Origin of the sequence: Brevibacillus borstelensis (assembly GCF_036700025.1) — a bacterium.
Taxonomy (GTDB): domain Bacteria; phylum Bacillota; class Bacilli; order Brevibacillales; family Brevibacillaceae; genus Brevibacillus; species Brevibacillus borstelensis.
Map to the genome: position 1 here is coordinate 5337062 of NZ_CP144922.1, position 26932 is coordinate 5363993.

Here is a 26932-nt window from a genome sequence, read left to right on the forward strand (position 1 = left end):
GGACGATCTTGTACTGGCGCGAGCCACATTTGGCACTACGATGGCCTTTCACATCATCTTTGCCACTTTGGGCGTAGGGCTGCCCCTGATGATTTTGCTGGCCGAAATTCTCTTCCAGCGCACCCGGGACCGCGACTACGAGCTGATGGCCAAACGCTGGACAAAAGGACAGGCCATTTTGCTCGGTGTGGTCATTCCCTCCGGCACCATCGCAGGTGTACAGTTGTCCCTTTTGTGGCCCGGCTTTATGGAAGTAGTCGGGAAAGTGATCTCCCTGCCGTTTCAAATCGAAATTTTCGCCTTTTTCCTGGAGGCGCTCTTCATGTCCATCTACGTCTATGCCGCCGATCGATTGACCCCGCTGATGCGGCTCGTTTCCGTTTTTATGATCCTGCTTGGGGCTGCTGCTTCAGCGGTTCTCATCACCAATGTCCATGCTTTTGAGGGTACGCCCGCCGGTTTTCGCATTGAAAACGGAGAGGTCGTGGATGTGGACCCCTGGGCGGCATTTTTTAATCCGAGCTTTTTCGTCACTGCGGGCCATGTCGTCGTCTCCGCCTTTATGACAGGCGCTTTTGCCATCGCATCCGTCGCTGCCTGGAAAATGATCAAGTCCGATCAGGAGAGCCGGGAATACGCCTTCCACCAAAAAGCGCTGCTCCTCGGCTTGATCGTCGGCGGGTCTTTCTCGCTCCTCACCGCCTTGAACGGCCACGAATCGGCCCAACTGCTGCACCGCTATCAGCCTGAGAAGCTGGCGGCAGCCGAAGGTCTTTTCCAGACCCAGGCCTATGCCCCGCTGGCCGTCGGAGGTTTTACCGATCCGGAAACCCAGGAAGTGAAATACGGAATCGAAATTCCCTGGATGCTCAGCTTTTTGGCGGGAAACCGCTTTGACGAGGTGGTGGTCGGGCTCAATGACTTCCCTCGGGAGTACTGGCCTCCCCTCTATATCCACACCTTGTTTAACGGCATGGTGGGAATCGGCTCCCTTCTGATCGTCGTCGGATTGCTCGGCTTTGCCTGGAAAAAACTGCTGCGCCGCTCCGTGTTTCCGCGCTGGGTGCTGGGCATCTTTGTCCTTAGCGGCCCGCTGGCTTTGCTCGGCATCGAATTCGGCTGGATCTTTGCCTGTACGGGCCGCCAGCCCTGGGTCATCTACCGGGTGATGCGCACGGCCGACTCTGTCACCCAATCAGCCGGGATCGGCCCGCTGTTTTTCACCTTTCTCGCCGTTTACCTGTTTCTCGGCATCGTGACCATTCTGGTCTTTCGCAGCTATTTTGGCCGCCACCCGCTGGAGCTTCATCCAACGGACCGGCCGTCGGGAGAAACAGCCCCCTAATTTGATCCAAGGAGGCTTCTGTTCATGACGGACACGATTTTGGCGATTACGCTGGTGTGGATCTTTGTGGTGATTTACGCAGTAGCCGCATCCTTTGACTTCGGCGCCGGCTTCTGGTCGATGGTTTATGTAAACCGCATAGATACAAAGGCGACAAGCATCGCCAACCGTTACCTGTCCCCGTCATGGGAGGTTGTCAACGTATTTATCGTGCTGATCGTCGTCGGGCTGGTCACGTTTTTTCCCGGAGCCACCTACACGCTCGGCACCGTGCTGCTCATCCCCGGAAGCCTCATCCTCCTGCTGATTTTGATCCGCAGCGCCTTTATGGTTTTCTCCCATCTCGTCCGCAAATACGATAAAACGCTCGCCTTCTTTTCCGGAATCAGCGGCCTTTTCATCCCGGCTCTGCTGATCCTGGTCCTGCCGCTGACGCAGGGCGGATTTATTCAAACGATCGATGGGGTGGAAAGACTGGACTGGGGAGCGCTGCTGACGAGTCCGCATGTATACGCCTATGTAGGACTGGCTGTGAGCAGCACCCTCTTTCTCTCCTCGCTGCTGCTCGCGGACTACTCCCGCGTAGCCAACGCACAGCAAGCCTTTCGCGTCTACCGTCGCGACGCCATTCTCATCGGTCCCCTCACCTTGCTTGCCGCCGTTTTGACAGTCGTCACGATGAAAACGGAGGCGAGCTGGCTCTATGAGAGGCTGCTTGCCTATCTCCCGTGGCTGATTGCTTCCGTCGCGTGGTTTTTGGTCGGTTATATCGCTCTGTTGATCCCGCCGGAGCAAAAACGGCTTGCCTATGCGCCGCGACTTGCCGTTGTCGGCGTCATTATTCAATATCTCTTGGCAAGCTACGCCTACGGAGCCGCCCGTCTGCCCTATATCGTGTACCCTACCGTTACGATCGAATCCGGTTTTACTCACCCCAACACGTTCCGGGCTTTGTTCGTGAGCTATCTGGTCGGCTTCGCCATCCTCATCCCCGGGTTTGTTTTCTTCTGGCGGATGTTTATGAAAGATGAACAGTATATTCAGCAAAAATAACCTGCGTGGGGTCTGCTCCGTCTTTTCTGGCATAAAAAAAGCCTCCCCCCGATTAACGGGAGGAAGCTGTCTCTTTTGCAAGCATGCTGCCTTCCTGGGCATATTGCGTATGCCAGGAAAAGGCTTTTTCGAGTACATGCGGTGTATGGCCGCCGCGGGTCAGCGCTTCCTCGAAATAATCGCGGAGCTGATCCCGGTACAGCGGATGCGCACAGTTTTCAATGATCAGGCGGGCTCTCTCGCGGGGAGCCAGTCCGCGCAGATCAGCCAGCCCTTGCTCGGTCACGATGATGTCTACGTCGTGCTCGGTGTGGTCCACATGGGATACAAACGGAACGATACTGGAGATGTGTCCGTTTTTGGCAATCGACTTGGTGACAAAGATGGCGAGGCGGGCATTCCGGGCAAAATCGCCCGATCCGCCGATGCCGTTCATCATGCGTGTGCCGGATACGTTGGTCGAATTGACGTTGCCGTAGATATCCACTTCCAGAGCCGTGTTGATGGAGATCAAGCCCATGCGGCGAATCAGTTCGGGATGGTTGGTGATCTCCTGCGGCCGAAGCAGCAGCTTGTCGCGATACTGGTCCAGGTTTTCCATGACGTGCTTCATTTTTTCAGCCGTCAGCGTGATGGAGCAGCCCGAGGCAAAAGCGATCTTGCCCGCATCCAGAAGGTCGAATACAGCGTCTTGCAGCACTTCCGAAAACACCGTCAAGTCGGAAAACTCGGAATCCAAAAATCCGTTGAACACCGCGTTTGCAACCGTTCCGATCCCCGATTGAAGCGGAGCGAGATTGCGCGGCAAGCGGCCCTTTTCCACCTCTTCGCGCAAAAAGCGGATCAGGTGGCCTGCCATGACCGCCGTCTCCTCATCCGGTTCGACGATGGTAGACGGAGAATCCATTTGATTGGTGATAACGATTCCTTTTACCTTCGCCGGATCTACCGGTATGCCGATTTGGCCGATGCGCTGGTCTACCTTGGTCAGCGGGATTGGCTCGCGCTCGCCCTGTTTTCCCGGCGTATACACGTCGTGCAAGCCTTCCAAAGCGGCAGATTGCACCATGTTCAATTCAATGATGACATGCTTGGCGTACTCGACAAATATATTGGAGTTCCCGACCGACGTGGCGGGAATGATGTATCCGTCTTCGGTTACTGCAACCGCTTCCACAATGGCGTAATCAATCGGATCCAGCACGCCGGAACGAATCCATTCGGCAGTGTGGGATAAATGCTGATCGATAAACATCATTTCGCCGCTGTTGATTTTTTTGCGCATGACCGGATCTGCTTGAAACGGCAGCCGCTTGCGAACAATGCCTGCCTCGGCCATAACGGCGTCTACATCGGAACCGAGCGATGCCCCTGTATATACATTGACGGAAAACGGTTTTCCTTCCCGCTTTGCCCGTTCGGCCAGCGCGACCGGAACTACCTTGGCATCTCCCGCCCGGGTAAAGCCGCTCAAACCCAATGTCATGCCGTCTTCGATCCAGCTTGCTGCTTCTTCTGCTTGAACAATTTTATCGTGAAGGCGTTTATCGCGTAAGCGCTCCCATACCATGTATGACCACCTGCCACTTTCGATCTTGTTTTCTTTACAGTATCACACGGTCGCTGAGCGGGCACTCGATTTGGGTCGAAGCAGAAGAATTCGCGGTGAAACAGAAAATTTGGCAGTTAGTTGTTCGGCTGGTGAATGATAGATTCCGGAACTGGTTGTCATTACTCTCTGCTGTTTCATTTATTGCCTGTGGGTCGGACTTTAGTGGAGGAGATGAAAAAGCAGAAAACGCTCCAGTACGGTGGGACACTTGCTGCGGGTAACACTGTCCGGCTGCACTCCAAAAGCGGAACCGCGTCCAAAAGCAGCGGTTTCGGGGGAAGCTGTTCAGAGTTGGACGCTGAGAGCGTGTTCCGCTCTTTCCGTTCCGCCTGGGCGGTGTCCCAAAGACTTTCGCGTTTTCTGCTTTTTCATCTCTACAGCTTGTATTGTCTTTCATGCTTTCTTCAATCAGAGAAAAACAAACGTTTAAGAGATGAGTTTCAGTCCGATGGCAGCAGCTAGCACCATGGCCATGAACAGGATACGACGCCATTCTTTTGATTCACCGAAGAAAAGCATGCCAACTAAAGCGCCTCCCACAGTACCAATCCCCGTCCATATCGCGTAAGCCGTACCCATAGGAAGACTTCTCATTGAAAAAGTCAAACAAATGAAGCTAAAAATAATCCCCCCGGCAACAGCAGATAAGCCTTTGAAGTGATTATAAATAGACAGTTTTTTAATCCCCACTTCTGCAGCGATATCAGCGAGAGAGGCACCCTCAACCTGAATGTAAAAAAGCAAGCCGATGACCGGCTTGCCGTTTAAAATCCCAATATTTGTCGAAATGAACTCGCATACGACTGGCTGACAGGCACGCGGGTGCGCTGCTTGTCTTTCATCTCTAATAGAAAGGTTGAATGGAAGTGAGGGTGGATATAACCGATCGCCTCCAGATTGACCAGAAAAGAGCGGTGGCAGCGAATAAAGCTGGCGGGTGACAGCATTTGCTCCAGCTCTGACAGGCTGTAGCGGTTTGCATACGAATCCGTCGCTGTATGCAGCAATGTCTTCCCTTCCTGGGAGCGGATGTACATGATATCGGATATCGGAATGGGCAGCCAGCCATCCTCTCCTTTGCCGATCAGCACTTTCGGCTGCGGCATGAACTGCTTGGGGTAGATCGCTGTAATGCATCCTTCTACGCGGCCGCTACGCAGCAACGGAAGGGAAACCCCGTAGTACGGGATGCCAAAAACACCGCTTTCCACATACTCCGATACTTTTTGCCTGGCCGTCAACGCTCTGTACGTCGCTGACCCTTCTCGCACCTGATCTCCCGGTTTGATTTTCAGATCAATGCTTGCGCTCGGCTGATAGTAGATATAGCGTCCGCCTTCCGAAATCGCAACAGAAACGCCGTCCGGTATTACCTCTCCGATCATTTGCAGTACTTCGGGCACCAATGTTTTCTCCATAGATCATCCCTCTGTATCCTGTTTCTCATCTCTATTAAACCACAATTTTACCCGCTGTGAGCACGAGACACGGAAATGACACAGCTGCATTCTGTTGGAAAATCAGACAATCGAGTAGGAGGGGGCGACTAACCCCCGTCCTCTCACACCACCGTACGTACCGTTCGGTATACGGCGGTTCACCAAGCTTGACGAATTTGAGAATATCGTTGCACTAAGCTTTTCAGCCCTTGTTGTTGCCAGTAGGCAATGCCGAGGGCTTTGTGTATATGCGGAGATTTTGTGGTACGCCATGCACCCTTGCGGGTATTTGCAATTTCAATGGCTTTTACGTGAGATATGCCAAGAGAACGAAGTTCTCGATATCTGGTTCTCACGCGTTTCCACTGCATCCACAAACAAAGACGGAGCCTGCGCCTTGTCCATTCCTCAATGGATTGTAGAATGCCCTTCGCGTCTGCAAGGGCGAAATATCCAATCCAGCCCATGAGGTACTGATTTATTCTTTCAATCCGCTTCTCCATCGAGATGCTCCACACCGGATTCGTGATCGTGCGGATTTTCTCTTTTAGCTTGAGGAGGGATTTGGGGTGGATGCGAATCCTTGTCTGTTTTGCAAAGGTAAAACTAAAGCCCAAGAATTTTCGTTTCCATGGTCGGTCTATCGCGCTTTTCTCCTCATTTACTTTTAGCCTTAGTACCTTCTCCAAGTGGTTTTGAATACTCTTCTTTACTCGTTCCCCTGCCCGTTTTGTTTTCACGTAGATATTACAATCGTCTGCGTAGCGGCAGAAACGGTGGCCTCTCTTTTCGAGTTCCTTGTCCAAATCATCAAGTAGGATATTTGCCAAAAGTGGGCTTAACGGCCCACCTTGCGGTGTTCCTTCACTTGATGTTGTACAGACGCCATTTATCATGATCCCCGCATTCAAGTAGGAACGAATCAGTCTTAAAATTCTCTTGTCCTGAACTTTTCGAGCCACACGGCTCATTAGAATATCATGATTTACGCGATCAAAGAATTTCTCTAGATCGATGTCCACCACGAAACGATATCCTTCGGAGATATACGCTTGCGCTTTCCTTACTGCCATGTGAGCGCTACGTTTTGGACGGAACCCATAGCTAGATTCCGAGAAGGTGGGGTCGAAGATCGGCGTTAACACTTGGAGGATGGCCTGCTGAATAAAGCGGTCTACCACGGTGGGAATGCCTAATAACCTTACACCACCGTCAGGTTTCGGGATTTCGACTCTGCGAACAGGTGAAGGTCTATAGGTTCCCCTTTCCATCTTCTCGCGGATGGCTTGCTAGTGTTCACGTAGATAATCGCGTAGTTGTTCGGTTGAAACACCATCGACTCCACCGACACCTTTGTTTTCCTCCACTCGTTGGAGTGCCATCCGTAAGTTTTCCCGTGATAAGACTTTTTCCAGCAAATCCATAATGATGTTCCTTCCTTCGCACATGCGGACTCCGTGCTTGCTGTACGATACTCAGCCCTCTTTTGTACCCTCGGGGCTTCACCCCTGCTCTTCAAAAGTAGTTCCTTGACAGAATTCTGCTTCGACGTACCGTATCAAAAGACATGGATCGCATGCTGACTTGATGTTCGGCCCTTCCCCATTCAAGCGTCCTCTACTCGGGTACTATGGCCTCTGCTGACTTCTGCATGTTCAGCGTCTCCTTACGGAGACGGTCGGTTTAACCCCTTAAAATTTGAGTCTTTCTCCCTTATTCTCGCATTTTCATATGCTTCTTCCCTCCTTCAACCACCTAGGAGTCTAGGAAGGAAAACGCCTAGCGTCAAGGAGATCACTTGACCCCAGACGTTTTCCTTCCTGCTTGTCAGCTAGGTTGAAGTAGGGATCATTCTGCAATCCTTTGCCATACTACACTTTCACAACAAATGGTGTAATGAGTTGCAAGGCAAAGGCTTTACCAAATTCTACAGGTGATAAATCGTACAAGCTTCCATGAATCCGTCGCTGATTATAAAAGAGCAGATAGTTTGTCACGATTTCATAGGCTTCTTGATAGCTCTGAAATTCATTCCGCTGCAAACATTCTTTCTCCAAAACACTGTGAAATGACTCAATGTGAGCGTTTTTATTGGGTGTCTTTGGAGGAATTCGCTCATGCACCGTTTGGAAATGCTGACAGGCTTCTTCAAAGGCATGGCTAATAAACTGTGGACCGTTATCCGTACGGATAACAGGGCGATCATCACAATTGAATTGCTGCCGTTTCCACAAAGCACGTTGGAGAATCTGAGCAGCATGTTTTCCTTCGCAGGTCAGTCCGAAATGGTAGTCCACGATCGCTCGATCATAGACATCAATGAGACTCATCAGGAAAAAGAAACGCTGTTCTCCTACGATAAATCCGTATTTTACGTCTATCTCCCACAATTGATTCGGAGCGGTAATCTCTCGGTTGTTTGCCAACTTTCGAGGATGTTTCCTTTTCTTTTGTCGTTGTGGTTGCAGGAGTTCTTCTTCTTTCAGCAAGCGGTAAACCTTTTTCTTGTTGATGACCAGTTGGTGGTCTCGCCGTAGGCAGACGGTAAGCTTTCGATATCCATAAGCAGATTCTTCATCGGCAATCAACTCGGATAGCCATTCTTTGATTTGTTCGTCACTGACAGGTTGTCCGTCTTTTGACAACGAATAACCGGGTATAGGTCTTCCTCCGTGATAAACGCGAGGTTTTTGGGAGGCTTTGTTTTTTCGGTAATAGTAGGTTGCTTCCAGGATGCCGACAATACGTAGCACTAGTTTGGCTGTGTACCCCAGCTGTATCCACTTGTCGGCTATTTCCATTTTGTCCGATAAGCTGGGTTCACCTTTTTTACAAGATCACGAAGGATCGCGATTTCCAAGTCCTTTTCTCCCAGTAATTTCTTCAGTTTATCATTCTCCGTTTCCAGTTCCCGAAACTCTCCTGGACTTGGTGTATAGCTTGTTACAGCTTTAGCTTCGGAAGACGTATTCTGCCAATCTGCGTGTTTGGAGTCACGTATCCATCGATACAGCATTTTAGGGTCTATCCCATGCCGTCTGGCTACTTGGCTAGCGTTTCCTACTTCGTGGGCTTCCTGGATCAATTGTTGTTTGAACTCGATTGAATAGCGTCTCCGTTGCATAAAAATATCCCCCTGTTCTTCTGATATCAGCTTAACAAGATAAGGGGGTATGACTCAAATCCAATTTTGGGGCTTAAAAGCGGTTACCAACAGTTGAAGGCGTTTCATGCAGACCTCCCCAGGTAAGAACGATAACTTTCATCCCATGTACCTGCCCAAGTTTACTACTGTATCCCTTGGCTGTATGGGGCTTTGTCTTGTTTGGCAGACTCGCCCGGATACAACAGCCTCAAATTGGGTTCGTGTACCTCAGGTCGGGATTTTGCCGCCGGCTTCCTTCAGATTCGACCTCGCGGTCGACACCCTTGCCTTGAGCTAACGGTTGGTACAGCCAACCCCCGTTCGGGACTTTCACCCTATAGCTATCGCCCATGCTGGGCGCACCAAAAAACTGGCATCGCACGAGGCAATGCCAGCAAACGATTCGATGTTTTCCCAAGCAAAGAAGCGAGCAGTTTTTCGCGTGCTAAACCATCAGGAAGATTTCCGCTTCGGCTCAGACGCATCGTGATATTTGTATTCCTTTTCCCAGAAATCCGCATCCTTGATTCCCAGCTTTACCGGATCGAACACAGGGTCTTTCCCTTGTTTTTTCTGATCCTCGTAATCCTTCAGCACCTTCAGCGCCGGCTTCGTCAAAAGAAGTATGGCGATGACGTTCAGCCAGGCCATGCTTCCTACCCCGATATCGCCAAGCGTCCAGGCGAGACTGGCCGATTTCACGCTTCCGTAGAAAACGACGCCGAGAATCACGATCTTCAATGCGTAATCCGACCAGATTCGTTTCACCGTGCGGTTCAAGTAGGCCAGATTGGTCTCGGCCATGTAGTAGTAAGCCATAATCGTTGTAAATGCGAAGAACAACAGGGCGATCGCGACGAACGGAGCCCCAAATCCGGGCAGCACCGATTCGACAGCCTGTTGGGTGTAAACAGGTCCCGGCTCCACATCGCCCAGGTTGTTTACAATCGCGGGAGCACCTTCAGGCGTTACATTGTACATCCCGGTAAAAAGAATCATGAAAGCGGTTGCAGTACAGACGAAAAGGGTATCGACATAAACGGAAAAAGCCTGAACAAGCCCTTGCTTCGCCGGGTGCGACACTTCCGCCGCAGCCGCTGCGTGAGGAGCCGTTCCCTGTCCGGCTTCGTTGGAGTAGATTCCGCGTTTTACCCCCCAGGCGATAGCAGAACCGATGATGCCGCCGAAGGCCGCGTCCGCTCCGAAAGCGCTTGAAAAAATCAAAGACAGAACAGCTGGCAATTGAGAAATATTCAGAATGACAATGATTAAGGCAACCAAAATATACCCGAGAGCCATGAAAGGCACTACGATCTGGGCAACGTTTGCAATCCGTTTCACACCGCCAAAAATGATGAAGGCAAGCACAGCAACGAGGAAAATGCCTGTAATTGCCGGATGAATCCCGAAAGCGTTTTCCATCCCTGCGGCAATGCTGTTCGCCTGAACGCCAGGCAAAAGCATGCCTGTAGCAAAAACCGTCACGATGGCAAACAACACTGCGTACCACTTCAGCTTGAGACCCTTTTCAATGTAGTAAGCAGGACCGCCTCGGAATTGTCCGTCTTGCTTTGTCTTGTACACTTGGCCGAGCGTCGCTTCGACAAAGCCTGATCCGGCCCCGAGGAAGGCGATCAGCCACATCCAGAAGACAGCCCCTGGACCCCCGTAAGCGATAGCGGTTGCAACACCGGCGATATTACCGGTACCGACACGTCCGGACAAGGCCATGGACAAAGCCTGGAAGGAAGAAACCCCTGCCTCTGAGCTTTTTCCATCGAACATTAATTTGACCATGTCCTTGATGTGCCTGACCTGCATGAAGCGGGTTGCAAGCGAGTAAAACAAGCCGGCTCCCAGGCAAAGATAAATCAATCCCTGGCTCCAAATAATGCCGTTTAACCAGTTAACGAACGCCTCCAAAAAATGACCCCCTCTTCATAACAATTATATGATCTTGTTTAATTATAAAATATTGACTATATTCTAACAACTGAAAATGTTTTCAGTTAACAAAAAATATGTTGTTCAGTCTATAGAAGCATAGAAGCGGTTTGTTACGTTTTCTCCATTCTCAGCACTATCAAAAGTCGTAGAGTACCTGAAATCGAATTCACTTCATTCACTTACCCGGAAGAGAAGTAAACAATGAAGTCATTTACAAACTTTGGGTTTCAACAGAATAGATAAATAAGTTAGCCGCCTAGATCTTCAGATCAAGGCGGCTACTTCTTTTACTATGCCAAAACGCTACTGATCATTCAACTCCCCTTGGAGTTTTATCTTTTTTTATTTTTATACAAAGTGAAAATAAGCAAAGCAGTATTTAAAATAAGCAATCCAATGAGCAAGTAATTCGTTGTATTTAAGTTCGAATTCAAAGAAGCAATTTCACTTTTAACTTCTAATAACGAATTACTTGTTTTGTCTCCTGCTTCCCGAATACTTGCAGAAAAAGCGTTCAAATACTGGTGTAGGTTTGTAAAATCAATCTCGTTTTTTCCCATGATAACCATCCTTTTTTTAAAAAATTTGGGAGTTATTTGAAATTTTCGTTGACACGGGCTACCACCAAATTATACCATATGAGTGGAAATTATGTAAAAAAGTTGGGAGTGTATTGCATTATGAGACTCACTAAATTCAAATCGCTTTTTGCAAGTTTGTTGTGTGGTGCATTAGTTTTATCTGCTGCTGGATTATCTACTCATGCAGCAGATGGTGTTCAAAAAGTCCAACTTAAATTGACCTCTGTTGAAATTGAACTGACCCCTGAAGTTGAAATGGTTCGGAGCGAAACTGAAAACTCTGCAACAATTGAATTAATTGACAAACAAACTGGTGAAGTAACTACTTCATATTCTGAGGTAATCGAAGAAGTGATCCCCGCGTCTGGCAAAGGAAAGAATGTCCTTGCATCTGATGGAACTTATACTATTGTAACTACTAAAAAGGAAAGAAAGGATGGTCCAGTAAATACGCAATTGTCCGCAAAGTTGAAAATCTACACTAATGGCTCTTTTAAACAAATTAATTCAATTGAGAGTACAGAGATGAAGATCACCAATTCTAATTCAGCTACGCTAGAAGACAAAGATGTAGTGGCAATCTCAACTACCGACAAATTCCCAACTCACACAGTTGAGATTAGCGGAAGTGCTACAATTACGTATACAAGTACTAATTCTTCAAGTGCATCAGGATCTTTTAGTGCATCGGCACTAACCGCAGCCGGATTTGAGGTTTCATACACTGGTTCTAAAGAATGGGAGTACTACGCTCGCAAAGCTATCGAAATGGGCCTTCGTTACAGCGTTAAATAGGCAAAAGACTAAACGGTTTCACAAAAAAACGTCTATATTACTAGAGTTTTGCAAAGGAACAAGCTCAGTACCTCTTGAGGTATTGAGCTTGTTATTTATCATAAAAATACACTTAATACTCCGAATAGAGTGAATAAATAACAACATCTTTCTCATACTGAATTATATAATTTGAATCCTGAACATCAAATTAATGAAGTCATCGTCTTCAAAACTCATTACGAGACACGACAAGTCATCTATTCTGTGCTTGGGTGAAAAAGTAATTATATACTTGATTTTTCTAGTTCTAGCTTTAATTGTGCCAACAACTCAAACTGTCGATTCTTTACAAACTCAGCTTTGATCAGCCTAAAGGTAGCCTCCACGACTGCATCTTGGTTCAACAAGTCCACGAGCAAGCAAAATAGTGCCATTTGTTTGCAACCCGAACGTAAGTCAAATCACTCACAACGGTTTCCAGTGGTTCCTCTTTGACAAATTCGCGGTTCAATTCATTCTGGAACGGGGAATCGTTGCATAACGACACATGTATGTCCCCCATTGGAAAAACCCCCGCGTTTTACCGATGATGACTGGTCAAGACCCCATTTAGTGGACAGTAAGAAAAAACCCGACCGTTAGACCGACAGCTGACGTCTGAATTCAACAGGCGTCAGCCTTTTTAATTTTCGTTGTGGTCGACTTTGGTTGTAGAATTGAATATATTCCTCAATTCGCCTTTGTGCCTCATCCACACTTCGGATATCATAAGGGTAGAGCCCTTCCGTTTTGAGATGCGAGAAGAAGCTCTCCATCGAGGCATTATCATAACAGTTGCCTCTCCGAGACATGCTGATTTGGGCGCCAACCTTCGGCAACATGTCGTGGTAAGCGTAGGACGTGTACTGGAATCCCTGATCGCTGTGAACGATCAGTCCAGTCACGTCTTTCGTCTTTTTAAAGGCTTTCTCAAAGGTCCGTAGGACCAACTGATTGTCGTTGCGAACTCCAATGTGGTAAGCCACAATCTCATTATTAAACAAATCCTTAATAGCAGACAGGTAGAGCCACGTATCCGCGACACGATACTGTGTGACATCGGTTACCCATTTTCGATTAGGTGCATCCGCTTTGAAATTCCGCTGCATCACATTCTCAGCGACTCGTCCACCTTCGGTTGAAGCATAGTGACCTCGATATTTGCGGCGTATTCGAGAACGGAGCTTCATTTCTTGCATCAGACGTAGTACCTTCTTATGGTTGACCCATACCCCGTGATCTCGTAAGAGAAACAGCTGGGTTTGTCGATACCCATATTTACCATCATACTTCTTATAAACTACTTTGATGAGGTCTTTCACGGGCTTGTCCCGGTCCGCTTGTTGCCGTTTCAAGTATGCATAGTATCCACTTCTTGAGACTCCAAACAGCTTGCAAAGTTCACTAGTCGTATACTCACCAGCTACTTGCTTGATCGCCTCATACTTATGGGCTGCACCTCCCGCATCCAGATTTTCAAACACTTTTTTAGCATCGAGTTCTCTCGTTTTAGCTTTTTAACATATCGATCTTGATCAACATATTCTTCACGTCTACCTCGTTGATCCATCAACCCAAATTCGCCTAACTGTTTATATTTTTTCATCCATACTTTAAGCCGGTGGCGGTCCGGAATCCCCAGATGCTCCATGATTCGACGGTATGTCCATCCTTCTTCGATATGCAGTCGTATGGCTTCCACCTTTAATTCGTGAGAATAACTTCTAAACGTTTGCCCCTTTTTCACCATAAAAAATGCACCCCTTAAATTTCATCGGATTTACCAGGGGTTTAATCCAATGTCCATTCTAAGGGGTGCACTTCAGACTTTAGGGGGTACAAATTTTAATGCCAGCAAAGAAAGGACAGTAGTTTCATCAGCAATACAGGAAGTGCCTAAAATGCAGGATTCAATGCAGCTAGAGGGTATCCTCTTTTTAGAATCAATTCTTCTTCCGACGAGCCACTCCTTGTGAGCGCAAACAAAAAACAGTCCCCGCAGAACCATCTGCAAGTGACCGATTTGGTTCATTTTTCTTCAACTGAAGCTACTGTCCAATCCCTTTGAGAGGTATTGGATATACCTTCCGGAGAGGATAACTGTTTCTTGGCGGTATTTTCCTCTACTTCTTTGATGACTACCTTTACTGATTTCCCCTTACCCTCGTCTCGCTGAAAAAGGAGAATGGTTTCACTTAAATCTTCTTTTACAAAAAAGGATCGGCACCAAATCCCCGGGTTCTCTGACGCTGTTGAGCGTATGCAACATGACGTCCCTGTATTCCGCCCGATCATCTAAAGGAAATTTATCAAGCAAAATGCCTTGGTCGAAGTAATCGTACTGAGTGTATTGTTCCATGTCAACATCGAACTTTTTAGCTGATTCTTCCCATGAAGCTGTCAGCTTCTTGTTCAATTTGTCAGAGCGTTTGTGCACGATGCTGTCCTTAGATTGAACAAGATTGACTTTGTGTTCGTCTTTATTGGCATAGACATAGGCGCCGGTTGAGCTTGTTATTATTGCACTCAAAACCAGAAAAGATGCGATGGATTATTTACTCATCATATCGAAATCCTCCCGTATGATTAATGTGGGTAACAATCAGATGTATCCCCATCTGCAACTAACTTCCCTGAGTCGTCCCACCATTTATGGTAAGAGAAAGCCGTAATTTCATTGTCACCTTTAGATGACTTAGCTGCGTATATTTTTTTGTTGCATCTCCCCTCCCAAGATTCACCTTGCTCGACTCTCCGTTGGTAATAAGCTCCATCTCTATAGATCCCAACATAAACCATACCGTATAAATCATTATATTGAGATGATTGTTATTCCTTCAGCGTAAAACTCCGGATAAGTTTTTCTTTCACCAGTAACAGTTCTATTGTTGTCTCCCCATGGATCAGGGTAATTATTAGGATCATACTGGGTAAAATTCGCATTAGCTGTGTATGTCGTAGCTGCAAAGGCCAGAGTACATAGCTATGTCGAAATAGCAGTTTTTTTCACAAAACTTCTCCTCCTAAAAAAAGGGTTGTTTTATTCCCATAAAAGATACATTTATATACCATATAATTCAAGTTATTACTATTATTTTAAAATATTATTTATGAACCATTTCACCTAACTCTCTTTTTTAAAAAGACGGAATGAGTAACCACACCGTTTCATAAATTTTTCTAAACATAAGTCATCAATTTTCCATTACGACTAATACAGGCACTTTAATAAAAAAATAACCCGCAAGGGGAGAGTCCTGCAAAAGTCCACCTAATATCTGTAAACCGTAACCCTAGTGCCCTTAGGTACTGGGGTTTTAAGTATCGAGAATGTAGCTGTAGTGGGGAGAAGCATGTTTCCGATCTGCGCTCCGGTCTACGTCCTGCAAGGATGTGAAACTGTCCGCTCCACAGCGATCCCGGGGGAAGCGCAAAACGGCGCGCAGCTCCGGGGTTTACTCATAGATTGCGCTTCTGTTTCCCCGGGCTCGCTGTTCCGCTTGGCTGGACTCCGCCAGTCGCTCCGCCTGGAAACATGCTTCTCCTCCGAAACAGTAGGTTTTCAACAGGCTGAAACCCAATGCCCCTTCGACACTGGGTTTGTTGTACAATGAAAAGAAAACGAAAGAGTTGGAACCATTGCTACAGCCCTCTAAACAAATCACGGCATCCTTCCATGCCGAATTATATAAACTAATTCCCGCGGATCACCCTTTACGTAAAATCAATGAAATCGTAGATTTCACATTCATTCATGAGTTGGTTCGTTCCTCTTATTGTGAGCATTACGGAAGACCTGCTAACGAACCCGAACTCCTGTTTCGTCTATTGTTTTTACAAGTTCTCTACAATCTTTCGGATGAACGCATCATTCAGGAAACGCAGGTAAACCTCGCTTATAAGTGGTTTTTAGGTTTAAATCCAGAAGATCCCCTTCCTGACCCCTCTCAATTATCCCGCTTTCGTAATCATCGGTTAGGGGCCGGAGCCGTGGATGAGGTGCTTAAATCAGTTGTACGTCAGTGCATCGAAAAAGGACTTGTGAAGTCAAAGACGATCATCATGGATTCCACCCATACACTGGCAGCTTCACAAAAACAAAAGCCGCTTGAAGTACTGCGGGATGCGGCGAAGCGCTTATTCCGTGTTGTGGTGAAAAAGCATCCAAAACTCGAAAAGAAACTCCCACGGTTACCGGAGTTGAAGAAAGATCAAGAGGATGCTGAGAAGATCATGCTTCACTACTTGGCGGAACTTGGAGAGACTGTCGAGACTTTGTTACCCGATCATGAGGGTTCCATCTCGGAGAAGGTCAAGATCGCCAAGGCCATCGTGGAAGACGAACGTCTCCTCGCCAATAAAGGTATTATGTCGGCCATTGATCCAGATGCACGCTTTGGATGGAAGAGTAATACGAAATCCTTTTTTGGCTACAAAGAGCATATTGCCATGACCGAAGAAGAAATCATTACGGCTGTGGAGGTCACCGGAGGAAGTACGGATGACGGAAAACAATTCAAACAACTTTTGAACCAATCGCTTGACGTAGGAATAGAAGTACAAGAAGTGATTGCTGACACCGCATATTCGGGTAAAGATAACTTGGACGAGATGAAAGCCAAGAAGATTCAACCCGTCGTCCCACTAAACCCAATCGTACATAACGGAGGGCTAAGGCAAGAAGGTTTTGAGTACAACAAGGATGCAGACTTTGTTATTTGTCCGGCAGGACAACATAGTATCCGAAAGGCTGTCCAAGGAAGCAAGAGTGGCAAAAGTCGTTCTCTCGTTTTCTACTTCGATACGGAGAAATGTAAGACATGCCCACTTAGGGAAGGCTGTTTCAAACCAGGAGCGAAGAGCAAGACCTACTCCATCCGGATCGTGGCGGAAACCTACAAGGCGCAAATCGAGTTTGAAAACAGCGATACGTTCAAAGAACGTATTCGTCGCAGATCGATTATTGAGCACAAAAATGCTGAATTAAAAAGGTATCATGGGATGACCAAGGCCAAGTACCGTGGTCTCTTTCGTATGCGAATACAGGCAATACTTACGACTTTCGTCGTAAATGTAAAACGGATGATAAAATTGGCAGAAAAAATGCAGCCCGCCTCTTAAAGGAGAATGGGCTGCATTTTTCGTTAAAGTCCTTTTTTGTAAAAAATAGTGTGGGTTACCCGATCCGCAAACCTCAAAAGAGGTATTTTGCAGGCCTCTCCAAGAGGTGCACATTTTAAAGTGTCCGTCTTGTGGGTTATAGTGCAGGCCAAAGAGCCGGTTTTTTGAACTATTCGTGATCTTAGCTTCTTCCAAAGCTTTTCCAAATTCGTTTACGTCCTGATACATTTCCTAGTGCCCAGACGGCAAAGCGAGCCCGATCCGCTCAATCAGCTTTTGGCTTTCTTCATTCAGTCCTTCGAGCACAATCTCTTTGCCGGCCTGCCGATAAGCAGCCACTACCTTGGAAATGGCCGTTACCGCCGATTGATCCCACACATGAGAATGGCGGAAGTCCACTACCACCCGCTCAGGGTCGGACTGGACATCGAACTGTTCGACAAAATGACTCATCGTTCCAAAAAACATCTGTCCGGAGACGGTGTATACCTTCACACCGTTTTTATCGTACAGGACATTTGTCTTCAAGCGAGCCATCTTCCAGCCAAATACGAGAGCGCTAATGACCACTCCGGCGATAACGCCTTTGGACAGATCGTGCGTAGCGACCACAATCGCTACGGTGACAATCATCACGACTGCGTCGCTGAAAGGCACGCGGCGCAAATTGACGAGAGACTTCCAGTCAAACGTGCTGATGGAGACCATTATCATGACGCCAACGAGCGCTCCCATAGGGATCTGCTTGACGACGTCGCCCAGCACCATGATCAAAAACAGCAGGAACAGTCCAGCCACCAGTGTAGACAGTCTTCCGCGGCCTCCCGATTTCACATTGATCACCGATTGGCCGATCATCGCGCATCCGGCCATTCCGCCAAAAAATCCGGTCACGATATTGGCGATGCCCTGGCCCTTTACTTCCCGGTTCTTGTCGCTTTTCGTCTCCGTCATCTCATCGATGATGGTCGCTGTCAAAAGCGATTCCAAAATCCCGACGAGAGCAAGTGCAAAGGAATACGGGAAGATGATCGTCAAGGTCTCCCAGCTAAACGGGACATCTGCAACATGAAATACCGGCAGGGTCCGCGTTATTTCCCCCATGTCACCTACTGTCCGCACATCCAGACCTGCCCAGATGGCCAGAACCGTCATCACGATGATCGCGATCAATGGAGCCGGCACCGTTTTCGTGACGAGAGGCAGCAAATAAATAATGGCCAATGTTCCCGCGACCATTGCGTACATGATCCAAGATTCGCCGACAAAATGAGGAAGCTGCGCCATAAATATCAGGATCGCCAGCGCATTGACGAAGCCGATCATGACAGAGTGCGGCACGAAGGTAATAAACCGGCCGATCCTGAACACGCCCATGATGAACTGGAGAACCCCTGTCAGCACAGTCGCGGCAAACAGGTACTCGATGCCATGGTCCTTGACCAGCGTCACCATCAGCAGCGCCATTGCGCCTGTCGCAGCGGAGATCATCCCTGGACGCCCACCCGTAAATGCGATCACACAGGCGATGCAAAACGACGCATACAAACCCACCATCGGATCGACTCCGGCGATGATCGAAAAGGCGATCGCTTCAGGAATCAAAGCGAGAGCTACCGTCACTCCCGCGAGCACATCACCCCGCAGGTTGCATAGCCAAGTCTTTTTCAGTTGTGAAGTAATCAATGCATGACCTCTTTTCTGCTAAATTTTCCGAGTCTCGTTCAAGCTTTTGATTTTGCCGAAAAACACATTGACTTTCTCCTCGCAAGAAAGTCGGGGCCGTTGAATACGAAAACATATTATAAAGGATATAGGCAAAGTTTGACCATGTTAAATTATGGCAGGAGCTGTTGTATTCTGCTTCTGTTCGCAGAAAATAAAGTTTTAGACTGTATCCGTTGATTTGCTCCCAAATAAAACAGCGGAAGCCACGGACCAGAAAACAAAGTCCCAGACTCCCGCAGCTTTATTAAAGCTATCGATCCCGTTGGTTGGATACTTCTTACGTCACTCCTTGGCTCTTTATAGACACATCTTTTTCCAATGTTAATTCGTGAAATGATTTCACGCGTAGCTGTAAAAATGGGGTGAACCATAATGTACAAGCCGAAGCTAACAATCCAATGCCACCCGCAAATAAAGCGAACCGTAAACCCATTGCTCCCCCGATCATCCCTCCCATTAACGAACCAAGAGGTAAAGAACCCCACGAGATAAATCGAAATGTAGCGTTCACGCGACCTTGCAGGGCATCGGGTACAATTACTTGACGTAAACTGATGGTACTAATGCTAAACATTGAGACCCCCATTCCGAAAAGAAGCTGTCCGAGCATCATAATCAACGCAATACTTAATTCTGATCCTACTGCTAATGGAGCAAGCAAACCGCCACTTGCTGCGATCGTAGCGGAACCCACAATTGTCGGACCTACTCCAAAACGATGTACAGCCCTTTGGGCAAGCAGAGAGCCAAATAGGTACCCTACTCCTAGCGTTCCATAAATGATGCCGAGAATGCTCGCACTGATTTTGAGTTCCTGCGATGCATATAGAACATAAACACTAAAAATAACATTCCAGGAAAGGTTAAAGACTGTTGAGCAGCGCACCACTCCCCACAGCAACGGTTTTGTGTAAACCGTATGCAGCCCTTCTTTCATTTCCAGCCACATGTTTTTTGGTTTTTTCGCATCTGTCACGACTTTCTCCAACTTGCGAATCCGGGCTATGTACACAGCGGATACAAAAAAGGATACCGACGTGAACAATATTGCAAAAGGAGCGGTGATTACCTGTTCCAATCCACCTGATAAACCCGGCCCAGCAATTTGTGCGGCAGATTTACTTGTCTCTAGTTTGCTATTTCCATCAACAAGCTGCTCCTTGCTCACGACGGAAGGCAAAAAGGATGTATAGGCAACATCAAAAAAGACAGTACAGATACCCACTATGAAGGCTACCAAATATAGAACTGTCATATTCAGGAATCCAATCAAGGCTGTCAGCGGCACAATGAGCAGTAATGCACCCCTGAAAAAGTTAGCGGCGACAAGAATGGGTCGCCGGGGAAATCTGTCTATCCATACACCAGCGAGCAAACCGAAAATGATAAATGGCGCATACTCGGCAAAACCAAGCAACCCCATTTGCATGGGACTGGCCCCTAAATAGAGAGCTGCCACTAATGGCATTCCTAATAATGCTACCTGAGTCCCAAACTGTGATGCAGTTTGCCCAATCCAGAGCCTGCGAAAATCTGTGTTCGTTAACAATCCTTCTGCCTTGTTACTCATGCTCGTTCCCCCATTTTCGTCACAACTCATTGCCATTCAAATTTGCATTTTTAGTATAGGGGAACTTACGTTTCAAGATCTTGCGCTTTCATTATCACAAAATGTTGGATGATTCATTTTGTTATGAAGGCCTTTGTCTGCACTTTTCGTTTATAATGCCATACCATTTACTCCTCGGTTCCGCCAGTATCTTTCCGAGTCTGCAACATTATTTTCTTCGAACAGCTCCGACAATCTCCTGTACCCTGCTTGCGACTCTTATGAATAACGGCAAAAAGCCCGTCCCTTGCATAACCGGTACGGGCTGATTCAACCTGTATCATCTCACGTTATTTTCTGCCTACCTTTTTCAACACGGCTTCCCTTTCGTTTTCATGCAGCAATTGATTGGCCATCGGAATTAACATCAGATTTTCTTTGCTCAGGTGGTCCAAAACGAGCTGCCACGCCTCACGCATCAAGGCAATCAGCCGGTGGCTGCTCTGTTTGGTCTTTTGACAGCATTCCGTTTCAGATTGAAGCTGCAGAAGGGTGGCGCGAATCCGTTCGTGCTCCTTTTTCATTGCAGAGACCGGGTGAACAAGGGTAAGGTTCGCTTGTGTGATCAGAGGAAACAAAATCTCTTCCTCTTCCGTAAAGTGGTGGAGCATATTTTGCACCAGGTCGGCTGTAAGGGCCACAATCTGCTCTTCCTTCTCCGCATCCCAATTGGAACCGGAGTATAGGAGTTTTTTCAGTGTTTCTAGCTGCTGCAACAAATGGTCGTGTTCCCCGCGAAAATATCGCAGCAATGTCGCACATTCCCCCCTTTCCACAACATTCATGATAGACCCCGTTCCTCGCCTCCATAGTGAGGATCGTCACAATCTGCTCAAAAATACATGATTTTTCTTGAAATGTGACTGTAGTCACTGCATTTCCACAGCTCCATCCGATAGAATGGTTTGGACTACTCAACAAGTATCGACGTCTGCTCGTATGAAATGGGGGAGCGCGATTGGCTAAAAGCCTTACCTTTGTCCAGCAGATCTCGCCTGACTTCCTGGCGAGGCTGTATACTCTCGCCACGGAGAGAAATTTCCCGGCCGGAGCCGTTCTCTACATGGATGGCGACCCTGCTGAATACCTTTATCTCATCTCGTCCGGGCAAGTAAAGCTGACGAAGACCACGGTTGATGGAAAAGAGCTTACCCTGCAAGTATTCGGTTCAGGCGAGCTCGTCGGGTTGGCCGGCTTGTTTGAAGCAGAGCTGGTCCACACTGCCAGCGCGGCCATACTGGAAGACGGAGCGGTCCGAGTGATCCCGCGCGCTGGCCTGGAACAGATTCTGATAAAAAACGGGGAGTATTGCGTAGACTTCATGCGTTGGATGGGAATCATGAACCGGCGCATGCAATCAAAATTCCGCGACCTGTTGTTGAACGGAAAAGTCGGCGCCTTGTATTCCACGTTGATTCGCATGTGCAATACTTACGGAGAAGAGCGGTCCGAGGGCATTTATATCAATCTTTCTTTGACCAACCGTGACCTTGCTCATTTTATCGGCTTGACCAGAGAAAGCGTAAACCGGATGCTGTCAGACCTGAAGAAGCAGCAAGTGATTGATTTGCTGCCGCATGGACATATCCTGATCAAGGATCTGACCTATCTGAAGGAAACGATTTGCTGTGACGATTGCCCGCCGGAAATTTGCCAAATATAGCTGCAAGCAAAAAGCACCCTGCCGTCTCCATTGGCAGGGTGTTCGATTGCCTGGCAAGCCGCTGTCTGTCTCTTGCGACTCTCTACTGACGCACTTTTCGGCTCAGTTCTGACCTATTCTAACTCAGTTCTGACTCACTAAACTGACTCACTTCTGACTCTTTTTCCTACTCCCGCCCCCGCTCTCGCCGATAAATCATATATGCAAGCGGAAACAGCAGAAGATTGACAACTGAAAGCATAACGCTCACTTCATATCGCTCGGCGAAGTACATATTCACCGTATACTGTGTACAAATGATGCTACCCAAAAGCACCAAAGCCAGCAGGATGATGCCTCTGACATTATGTTTCATACGGTTTCACCCCGATTGCGTAAATACTTCCCCCTTCGATCTCCAGCTCTATTTCGGGCAGCGCCCTTCTCGGCGGCCCGGCTAACGGCTCGCCGGTCATGACGTCAAATTTGCCGTGGTGGCACGGGCAAAGCAGCTCGTTTTTTTCTGTACTCCAGAAAACCGGACATTTTAAATGAGTGCAGGCATTTTGATAGGCCCTCCACTCGTCCTCTCCTACCCGTACAAGCAATGCCCCTTCGTGGTCGCTTGGATAGAAGAATTCCACTGCCTCCCCTGTTTTCACAGCTTCCGCTTCGACGATCTTTTTCCGGGGGTATTTCCCGCTTCCCGGCGCCAGCAATTGTTTGGCAGCCAGCGTCCCCCAAGGCAATGTGGAGACTGCGAACAATCCGACACCGCCCAGCACCGTTTTCATAAAAGCCCTGCGGTCCAGCGAACGTTCATTCGACCGATGGATATTGTGCGTATAATTGTCGTCCCGCTCCGGCACGTTCCTTCTTTTGTCGTCACTCATCCTGTCCTTCCCCCTTTTCAAAGCAATCGCTCCGTTCGGCTCTGTTGCTTGGCAGCCGCCGCATTCAAGATGTATCCGTAACGCTTGTCGCCTTTACCTCGAATGACGCAGATTCGGCTAAAAGAGCTTCTCCCTTCCCTGCAGAATGCCTGGCAAGCTGATCCTCACGTTTGTTTCGCCCTCAAGCGGATTGAACGGCTGGCTTGCAACCCATTTGCCGTTGGACAGGAGGTGCTGCTCCTGTTTCCGTGCGAGCTCCGCTTCGTCGATCCACTGCAGGGTGTTGGTCGGGCAGACAGATGCGCACATGGGCGGAATGCCGTCCTTTGTACGGTCGTAGCAAAGATCGCATTTGTACATCAGGTTTTGCTCCTGATCAAATTTCGGGATACCGTAGGGGCAGGCGATCGTACAATTCTGGCAGCCGATGCACTTTTCGACCAGCGCCGAGAGGACAGCGCCGTTGTCGGCGATCTGGATTGCCTGCGCCGGACAGCTGCGGGCACAAGCCGGATTGACGCAATGCAGGCACATCAGCGGGATCGTTTGCCGCGTGTGAAAAGGATCGACGTCCATTACGTAGTTGCGGTTGCGATTGTCATGACCTCCGCACTGCGTGCAGGCAGCCAGACAGCTTCGACAGCCAATGCAGTTGTCCATTTCAATGTAGAGCACTTGCTTACCCATGGCGGCGCTCCTCCCTCCCCAGCTTGATGAGTTGTGCGGCGCATGCCTTGAACTCTGGCATCTTGCTGTACGGATCAAGCGCTGGATTGGTCAATAGGTTGATCGATTCATGCTTGCCCCAGTGATAAGGGACAAAGACCGTATCCGGTCGGATTGCCGCGATGACTTTCACTTTGTAGGGAGCTTCTCCCCGCCGGGTTTTCAGCAAAACCGTCTCTCCGTTTTGGAGGCCGTAGCGTTCAGCGGTCTCGGGGTGAATTTCCAGCAGCGGGTCCGGGTACATGGCATGCAAAAACGGAATGCGACGCGTCTGGTTTCCCGACAAGTAATGGTACACGACACGGCCAGTCGTCAGGCGAAGCGGATAGTCCTCATCCGGCTCCTCGGCGGGGGGACGGTACGGCAGGGCGCATATCTTCGCCTTTCCGTCCGGATGGTAGAACTTTTTGTCCAAAAACAGATGGGGCATCCCTTGGTCTTCCTCGGAGACACACGGCCAAAAGACCCCGTTGTTTTTCTCGATTTTTTCGTAGGTGACGCCGGAGTAGTCGGCCACCCCACCCTTGGAGACGCGACGCAGCTCGTCGAAAATATCCCGCGGGTCCTTCAGATGTTCAAAATACTGCCCCCGCCCCATTCGTTTGGCGATCTCGATCTGGATCCACCAGTCCGGCTTTGACTCGGCGTACCACTCCTGGGCCTTTACGTGGCGGATGATGCGTCCCTCGAGATTGGTCGTCGTGCCGTCGTCTTCGGCCCACGTCGTCACAGGCAGCACCACATCGGCGTATTCAGCCGACTCGGACAGATAGAAGTCGCAGCAGACCATGAAGTCGAGGCTTTGCAGTGCGGCCCGGACGTGGTTCTGGTTGGGCGCGCTTACGGCCGGATTGGAGCAGAGCAGGTACAGCCCGCGAATCGTTTTGTCCAGCATCAGCCCGAACATTTCGTAGGCGGAAACTCCTTTTTGCGGCATCTCCTCCACGGGGATCCCCCAGGCGCAAGCCACTTCTTTTACGTGCTCCGGGTTGTCCATCTTGCGGTACCCGGGCAGTTGGTCCGCTTTTTGCCCGTGCTCGCGTCCGCCCTGGCCGTTTCCCTGTCCGGTAAACGTGGCCACGCCTGATTTCGGCCGGCCGATCTTTCCTGTCACCAGCGCCATGTTGGTGTAGGCCGATACGTTGTCCGTCCCCTTGGATTGCTGTTCGGCTCCTCGGCAGAACATGACGATCGCTTCCGGTGCCTTGCCGTAGATCTCGGCAGCCCGGATGATTTTCTCTGTGGCGATCCCGGTAATGCCGCTGACGTATTCCGGTGTGTAGGCTTCCAACAGCTCTTTTGTCTCCGCGAAGCCATTGGTGTGGTTGCGCACAAATTCCTCGTCTACGTAGCCGTTTTTGATCAGCAGATGGACGATCCCGTTTGCCAAGGCCAGATCGGTTCCGGGACGCAGATCGAGGTGGATGTCCGCCCGGCGGGCAAGCGGAGTCTCGCGCGGATCGGCGACGATCAGGTAGCCGCCCCGATTCTGCACCTCCCAGATGCGAAACATGCTGGTCGGATGGCATTCCGCTGCATTGGAGCCGGCGATAAACAGGCAATCCGTCTGATGCAGGTCGGTCCACGGAACGGTAGAGCCCCGGTCAATGCCCAGACTGCGGTTGAGGCCTGCTGCTGCCGACGACATGCAAAATCGCCCGTTGTAATCGACATAGCGGGTTTGCAGTGCCACCCTGGCGAATTTCCCAGTCAAATAGCACTTTTCATTTGTCATGGAAACGCCGGAGAAGACGGACAGGGTGTCTTTGCCGTATTTCCCCTGCATGTCCCGGAACCGGTCTGTGATCAGGCTGAGCGCTTCTTCCCACGAGACCTCCTCGAAGCCATCCGGCGTTCCTTTTAAAGCCGGATTCTTCCGCACAAGCGGACGTTTGATCCGATCCGGATGGTTTACCTGCTGGTAAGCCGTCACGCCTTTGGGGCACATTTTGCCGAGGTTGACCGGAAAGTCGTAGCGCGGCTCCACTCCGACGATCGTATTTGTATTCGTATCCACCCTCAGCTTCATCCCGCACTGCATTCCGCAGTAGCAGCAATGCGTGGACACCAGCTTTTCATGAGGATGCACGACATTTTGTATCTCTTTGAAAAATTTATCCGTTTGCATGCTGGTTCGCCTCCTTGGCGTCTATCTGGTGTGTCGGAATACCGGTAAACCGGAACATGCGGTACTTGCGTCGGCAGGGGAGGCACAGTTCGGCCAGATGGTACCCGTGCTCGGTCCGAAATGAAAGGTCGTTTTTCGCAAGCACCTCAACCACATCGGCAGACTGCTCGGCCGAAACGAAGCCTGTGCCGCATGCCTTGCACGCCTTCTGCTCCAGCGCACCGTAATGCTCCCGGTAGTTTCGGGCAAGGACGCTCATCGGACGGAACGGGATGTGCGCCAGTTTGCCAAACGGCAGGTAGATCAGCGTCACGATCACGGCAAACTGGTGAATGATCGTGAGCACCGGATGGCCAAACCCTCCGGCAAACATATTGACGCCGGTCAACGCAAGTCCGGTCACACTGACGAACAGCAGCATGTAAAGCGGCAGGAAGTCGTAAAAGAAGGTTTGCTCCGCCCGAGCCTGCATGTTCTTGAGGCGACGGTACAGAGCCATGCATACGCCGGCAATGACCATGAAGGCGGAAATATTCAGCGCATTGTAAAACAGGTAGGCGAGCAGACCGTCTGCTTTGATTTTCATTACGTCGATGCCCATCGCGACGACGTGGTAATAGCCGTTGTCTTCCATCGTGAAGTACATCCAGCCAAACACCAGCGGGAACGTGACAAGCGCTGAGAGGATGCAGCCCCACCCCACCAGGAAGTGCTGTGTCCAGCGAAACCAGCCGCGATTCCAGATGAAGCGGTACGTGAGCAGATGCTCCGCCGACGTTTTGCTCGTACCGCGGCGAAACAGCAGCTTGAGGCCCTTTTTCAAAATCAGCTTGGTGGGCGGCCGCTCCGCCCAGGCGGAGAAACGGTACAGAAACCCGCCGATAAACACCAGCGTCCCGACGATGTAGCCGTACAGGGCCAGGTCGATATGCGTAAAGAATCGAGATCCCAAATAGCTCAACACAAACAGGATACAGACGATGACAAATGCCCTTTGAGCCAATGTGGAAGCAAACGCGTGATTCACGGGAAACCCTCCTTCTCTTTCGGGAAAGCGTTCGTTCTCTTGACGGCTTCATTCTATCAACCCGGCCTTTTGCCGGTTGTGATGTTTGTCACTTGCGTCGGCCCGGGACGGCCTCTTTTG

Annotated in this window: 22 protein-coding genes and 2 pseudogenes; 5 read left to right on the top strand and 19 right to left on the bottom strand. The window is 49.2% G+C overall.

What is annotated here, in order from left to right; genetic code table 11:
* Window positions 1-40 precede the first annotated feature (40 nt).
* Window positions 41-1345, top strand: a complete 1305-nt coding sequence (locus tag V5G20_RS25625; RefSeq protein WP_422388007.1) for a cytochrome ubiquinol oxidase subunit I — start codon at window positions 41-43, stop codon at window positions 1343-1345.
* A 24-nt stretch (window positions 1346-1369) separates the two neighbouring features.
* Complete coding sequence (locus V5G20_RS25630; RefSeq protein ID WP_003389932.1) at window positions 1370-2398, top strand: cytochrome d ubiquinol oxidase subunit II; 1029 nt, start codon at window positions 1370-1372, stop codon at window positions 2396-2398.
* A gap of 52 nt (window positions 2399-2450) precedes the next feature.
* Here the strand turns inward: V5G20_RS25630 and V5G20_RS25635 are convergent, their stop codons facing one another.
* The 8 genes and pseudogenes from V5G20_RS25635 to V5G20_RS25670 form a co-directional block, all read right to left on the bottom strand.
* Window positions 2451-3968, bottom strand: coding sequence for an acetyl-CoA hydrolase/transferase family protein (locus tag V5G20_RS25635; protein WP_003389933.1), 1518 nt, complete (start codon window positions 3966-3968; stop codon window positions 2451-2453).
* A gap of 468 nt (window positions 3969-4436) precedes the next feature.
* Window positions 4437-4754: a DMT family transporter gene (locus V5G20_RS25640; protein WP_255320311.1), complete on the bottom strand. Its 318-nt coding sequence runs from the start codon at window positions 4752-4754 to the stop codon at window positions 4437-4439.
* A gap of 20 nt (window positions 4755-4774) precedes the next feature.
* The gene (locus tag V5G20_RS25645; protein WP_024983303.1) at window positions 4775-5428 is read right to left on the bottom strand and encodes a LytTR family DNA-binding domain-containing protein; all 654 of its coding nucleotides are present in this window, start codon (window positions 5426-5428) and stop codon (window positions 4775-4777) included.
* A 179-nt stretch (window positions 5429-5607) separates the two neighbouring features.
* Window positions 5608-6873: pseudogene (gene ltrA / locus V5G20_RS25650) on the bottom strand (group II intron reverse transcriptase/maturase).
* 447 nt (window positions 6874-7320) lie between these two features.
* The gene (locus V5G20_RS25655; protein ID WP_283858068.1) at window positions 7321-8250 is read right to left on the bottom strand and encodes an IS3 family transposase; all 930 of its coding nucleotides are present in this window, start codon (window positions 8248-8250) and stop codon (window positions 7321-7323) included.
* Window positions 8241-8573, bottom strand: coding sequence for a transposase (locus V5G20_RS25660; RefSeq protein WP_025848869.1), 333 nt, complete (start codon window positions 8571-8573; stop codon window positions 8241-8243). The genes V5G20_RS25655 and V5G20_RS25660 overlap by 10 nt, the downstream gene beginning before the upstream one ends.
* Window positions 8574-9047: 474 nt before the next feature.
* Complete coding sequence (locus V5G20_RS25665) at window positions 9048-10517, bottom strand: alanine/glycine:cation symporter family protein (RefSeq protein ID WP_003389938.1); 1470 nt, start codon at window positions 10515-10517, stop codon at window positions 9048-9050.
* Window positions 10518-10873: 356 nt separating this feature from the next.
* Complete coding sequence (locus tag V5G20_RS25670) at window positions 10874-11101, bottom strand: hypothetical protein (protein WP_024983041.1); 228 nt, start codon at window positions 11099-11101, stop codon at window positions 10874-10876.
* A gap of 120 nt (window positions 11102-11221) precedes the next feature.
* On the opposite strand from V5G20_RS25670, the gene V5G20_RS25675 reads away from it, so the two are divergent.
* Entirely contained in the window at window positions 11222-11917 is a 696-nt protein-coding gene (locus V5G20_RS25675; RefSeq protein WP_024983042.1) for a hypothetical protein, read from the top strand.
* A 284-nt stretch (window positions 11918-12201) separates the two neighbouring features.
* Here V5G20_RS25675 and V5G20_RS27180 read toward each other — a convergent pair.
* The 3 genes and pseudogenes from V5G20_RS27180 to V5G20_RS25690 all read right to left on the bottom strand — a co-directional run.
* A pseudogene (locus V5G20_RS27180) lies at window positions 12202-12437 on the bottom strand (hypothetical protein); the annotation flags it as partial.
* 100 nt (window positions 12438-12537) lie between these two features.
* Entirely contained in the window at window positions 12538-13422 is an 885-nt protein-coding gene (locus V5G20_RS25685; protein ID WP_155808033.1) for an IS3 family transposase, read from the bottom strand.
* Window positions 13362-13688: a helix-turn-helix domain-containing protein gene (locus tag V5G20_RS25690; RefSeq protein WP_024985204.1), complete on the bottom strand. Its 327-nt coding sequence runs from the start codon at window positions 13686-13688 to the stop codon at window positions 13362-13364. Before V5G20_RS25690 ends, V5G20_RS25685 begins: the two co-directional genes overlap by 61 nt.
* Window positions 13689-15577: 1889 nt before the next feature.
* On the opposite strand from V5G20_RS25690, the gene V5G20_RS25695 reads away from it, so the two are divergent.
* The gene (locus V5G20_RS25695) at window positions 15578-17059 is read left to right on the top strand and encodes an IS1182 family transposase (protein ID WP_422387999.1); all 1482 of its coding nucleotides are present in this window, start codon (window positions 15578-15580) and stop codon (window positions 17057-17059) included.
* Between the two features lie 231 nt (window positions 17060-17290).
* Here the strand turns inward: V5G20_RS25695 and V5G20_RS25700 are convergent, their stop codons facing one another.
* The 3 genes from V5G20_RS25700 to V5G20_RS25710 form a co-directional block, all read right to left on the bottom strand.
* Window positions 17291-18745 carry a SulP family inorganic anion transporter gene (locus tag V5G20_RS25700; RefSeq protein ID WP_422387986.1) on the bottom strand — a complete coding sequence of 485 codons (1455 nt, stop codon included), beginning with the start codon at window positions 18743-18745 and terminating at the stop codon, window positions 17291-17293.
* Window positions 18746-19064: 319 nt separating this feature from the next.
* Window positions 19065-20357 carry an MFS transporter gene (locus V5G20_RS25705; protein ID WP_338462736.1) on the bottom strand — a complete coding sequence of 431 codons (1293 nt, stop codon included), beginning with the start codon at window positions 20355-20357 and terminating at the stop codon, window positions 19065-19067.
* Between the two features lie 329 nt (window positions 20358-20686).
* Entirely contained in the window at window positions 20687-21181 is a 495-nt protein-coding gene (locus tag V5G20_RS25710; protein WP_003389942.1) for a hemerythrin domain-containing protein, read from the bottom strand.
* Window positions 21182-21354: 173 nt separating this feature from the next.
* On the opposite strand from V5G20_RS25710, the gene V5G20_RS25715 reads away from it, so the two are divergent.
* A complete protein-coding gene (locus tag V5G20_RS25715) occupies window positions 21355-22059 on the top strand; it encodes a Crp/Fnr family transcriptional regulator (RefSeq protein WP_003389943.1) in 705 nt (234 codons plus the stop codon).
* Window positions 22060-22225: 166 nt separating this feature from the next.
* Here V5G20_RS25715 and V5G20_RS25720 read toward each other — a convergent pair whose 3' ends face one another.
* The 5 genes from V5G20_RS25720 to V5G20_RS25740 all read right to left on the bottom strand — a co-directional run bounded on the left by V5G20_RS25720 (window position 22226) and on the right by V5G20_RS25740 (window position 26812).
* Window positions 22226-22414, bottom strand: coding sequence for a hypothetical protein (locus tag V5G20_RS25720; RefSeq protein WP_003389944.1), 189 nt, complete (start codon window positions 22412-22414; stop codon window positions 22226-22228).
* The gene (locus V5G20_RS25725) at window positions 22404-22931 is read right to left on the bottom strand and encodes a Rieske 2Fe-2S domain-containing protein (RefSeq protein ID WP_031932617.1); all 528 of its coding nucleotides are present in this window, start codon (window positions 22929-22931) and stop codon (window positions 22404-22406) included. Before V5G20_RS25725 ends, V5G20_RS25720 begins: the two co-directional genes overlap by 11 nt.
* Window positions 22932-23048: 117 nt before the next feature.
* Window positions 23049-23618 carry a 4Fe-4S dicluster domain-containing protein gene (locus V5G20_RS25730; protein ID WP_003389947.1) on the bottom strand — a complete coding sequence of 190 codons (570 nt, stop codon included), beginning with the start codon at window positions 23616-23618 and terminating at the stop codon, window positions 23049-23051.
* The gene (locus tag V5G20_RS25735; protein ID WP_003389948.1) at window positions 23611-25785 is read right to left on the bottom strand and encodes a molybdopterin oxidoreductase family protein; all 2175 of its coding nucleotides are present in this window, start codon (window positions 25783-25785) and stop codon (window positions 23611-23613) included. Before V5G20_RS25735 ends, V5G20_RS25730 begins: the two co-directional genes overlap by 8 nt.
* Complete coding sequence (locus V5G20_RS25740) at window positions 25772-26812, bottom strand: hypothetical protein (protein WP_003389949.1); 1041 nt, start codon at window positions 26810-26812, stop codon at window positions 25772-25774. The genes V5G20_RS25735 and V5G20_RS25740 overlap by 14 nt, the downstream gene beginning before the upstream one ends.
* Window positions 26813-26932: the final 120 nt, after the last annotated feature.

What these genes read in the sequence shown, in the direction of transcription:
- V5G20_RS25625 (WP_422388007.1), top strand. Translation starts at nt 41, where the DNA reads ATGGCCTTTCACATCATCTTTGCCACTTTGGGCGTAGGGCTGCCCCTG.
- V5G20_RS25630 (WP_003389932.1), top strand. Translation starts at nt 1,370, where the DNA reads ATGACGGACACGATTTTGGCGATTACGCTGGTGTGGATCTTTGTGGTG.
- V5G20_RS25635 (WP_003389933.1), bottom strand. Translation starts at nt 3,968, where the DNA reads ATGGTATGGGAGCGCTTACGCGATAAACGCCTTCACGATAAAATTGTT.
- V5G20_RS25645 (WP_024983303.1), bottom strand. Translation starts at nt 5,428, where the DNA reads ATGGAGAAAACATTGGTGCCCGAAGTACTGCAAATGATCGGAGAGGTA.
- V5G20_RS25655 (WP_283858068.1), bottom strand. Translation starts at nt 8,250, where the DNA reads ATGGAAATAGCCGACAAGTGGATACAGCTGGGGTACACAGCCAAACTA.
- V5G20_RS25660 (WP_025848869.1), bottom strand. Translation starts at nt 8,573, where the DNA reads ATGCAACGGAGACGCTATTCAATCGAGTTCAAACAACAATTGATCCAG.
- V5G20_RS25670 (WP_024983041.1), bottom strand. Translation starts at nt 11,101, where the DNA reads ATGGGAAAAAACGAGATTGATTTTACAAACCTACACCAGTATTTGAAC.
- V5G20_RS25675 (WP_024983042.1), top strand. Translation starts at nt 11,222, where the DNA reads ATGAGACTCACTAAATTCAAATCGCTTTTTGCAAGTTTGTTGTGTGGT.
- V5G20_RS25690 (WP_024985204.1), bottom strand. Translation starts at nt 13,688, where the DNA reads ATGGTGAAAAAGGGGCAAACGTTTAGAAGTTATTCTCACGAATTAAAG.
- V5G20_RS25705 (WP_338462736.1), bottom strand. Translation starts at nt 20,357, where the DNA reads ATGAGTAACAAGGCAGAAGGATTGTTAACGAACACAGATTTTCGCAGG.
- V5G20_RS25710 (WP_003389942.1), bottom strand. Translation starts at nt 21,181, where the DNA reads ATGAATGTTGTGGAAAGGGGGGAATGTGCGACATTGCTGCGATATTTT.
- V5G20_RS25720 (WP_003389944.1), bottom strand. Translation starts at nt 22,414, where the DNA reads ATGAAACATAATGTCAGAGGCATCATCCTGCTGGCTTTGGTGCTTTTG.
- V5G20_RS25725 (WP_031932617.1), bottom strand. Translation starts at nt 22,931, where the DNA reads ATGAGTGACGACAAAAGAAGGAACGTGCCGGAGCGGGACGACAATTAT.
- V5G20_RS25730 (WP_003389947.1), bottom strand. Translation starts at nt 23,618, where the DNA reads ATGGGTAAGCAAGTGCTCTACATTGAAATGGACAACTGCATTGGCTGT.
- V5G20_RS25735 (WP_003389948.1), bottom strand. Translation starts at nt 25,785, where the DNA reads ATGCAAACGGATAAATTTTTCAAAGAGATACAAAATGTCGTGCATCCT.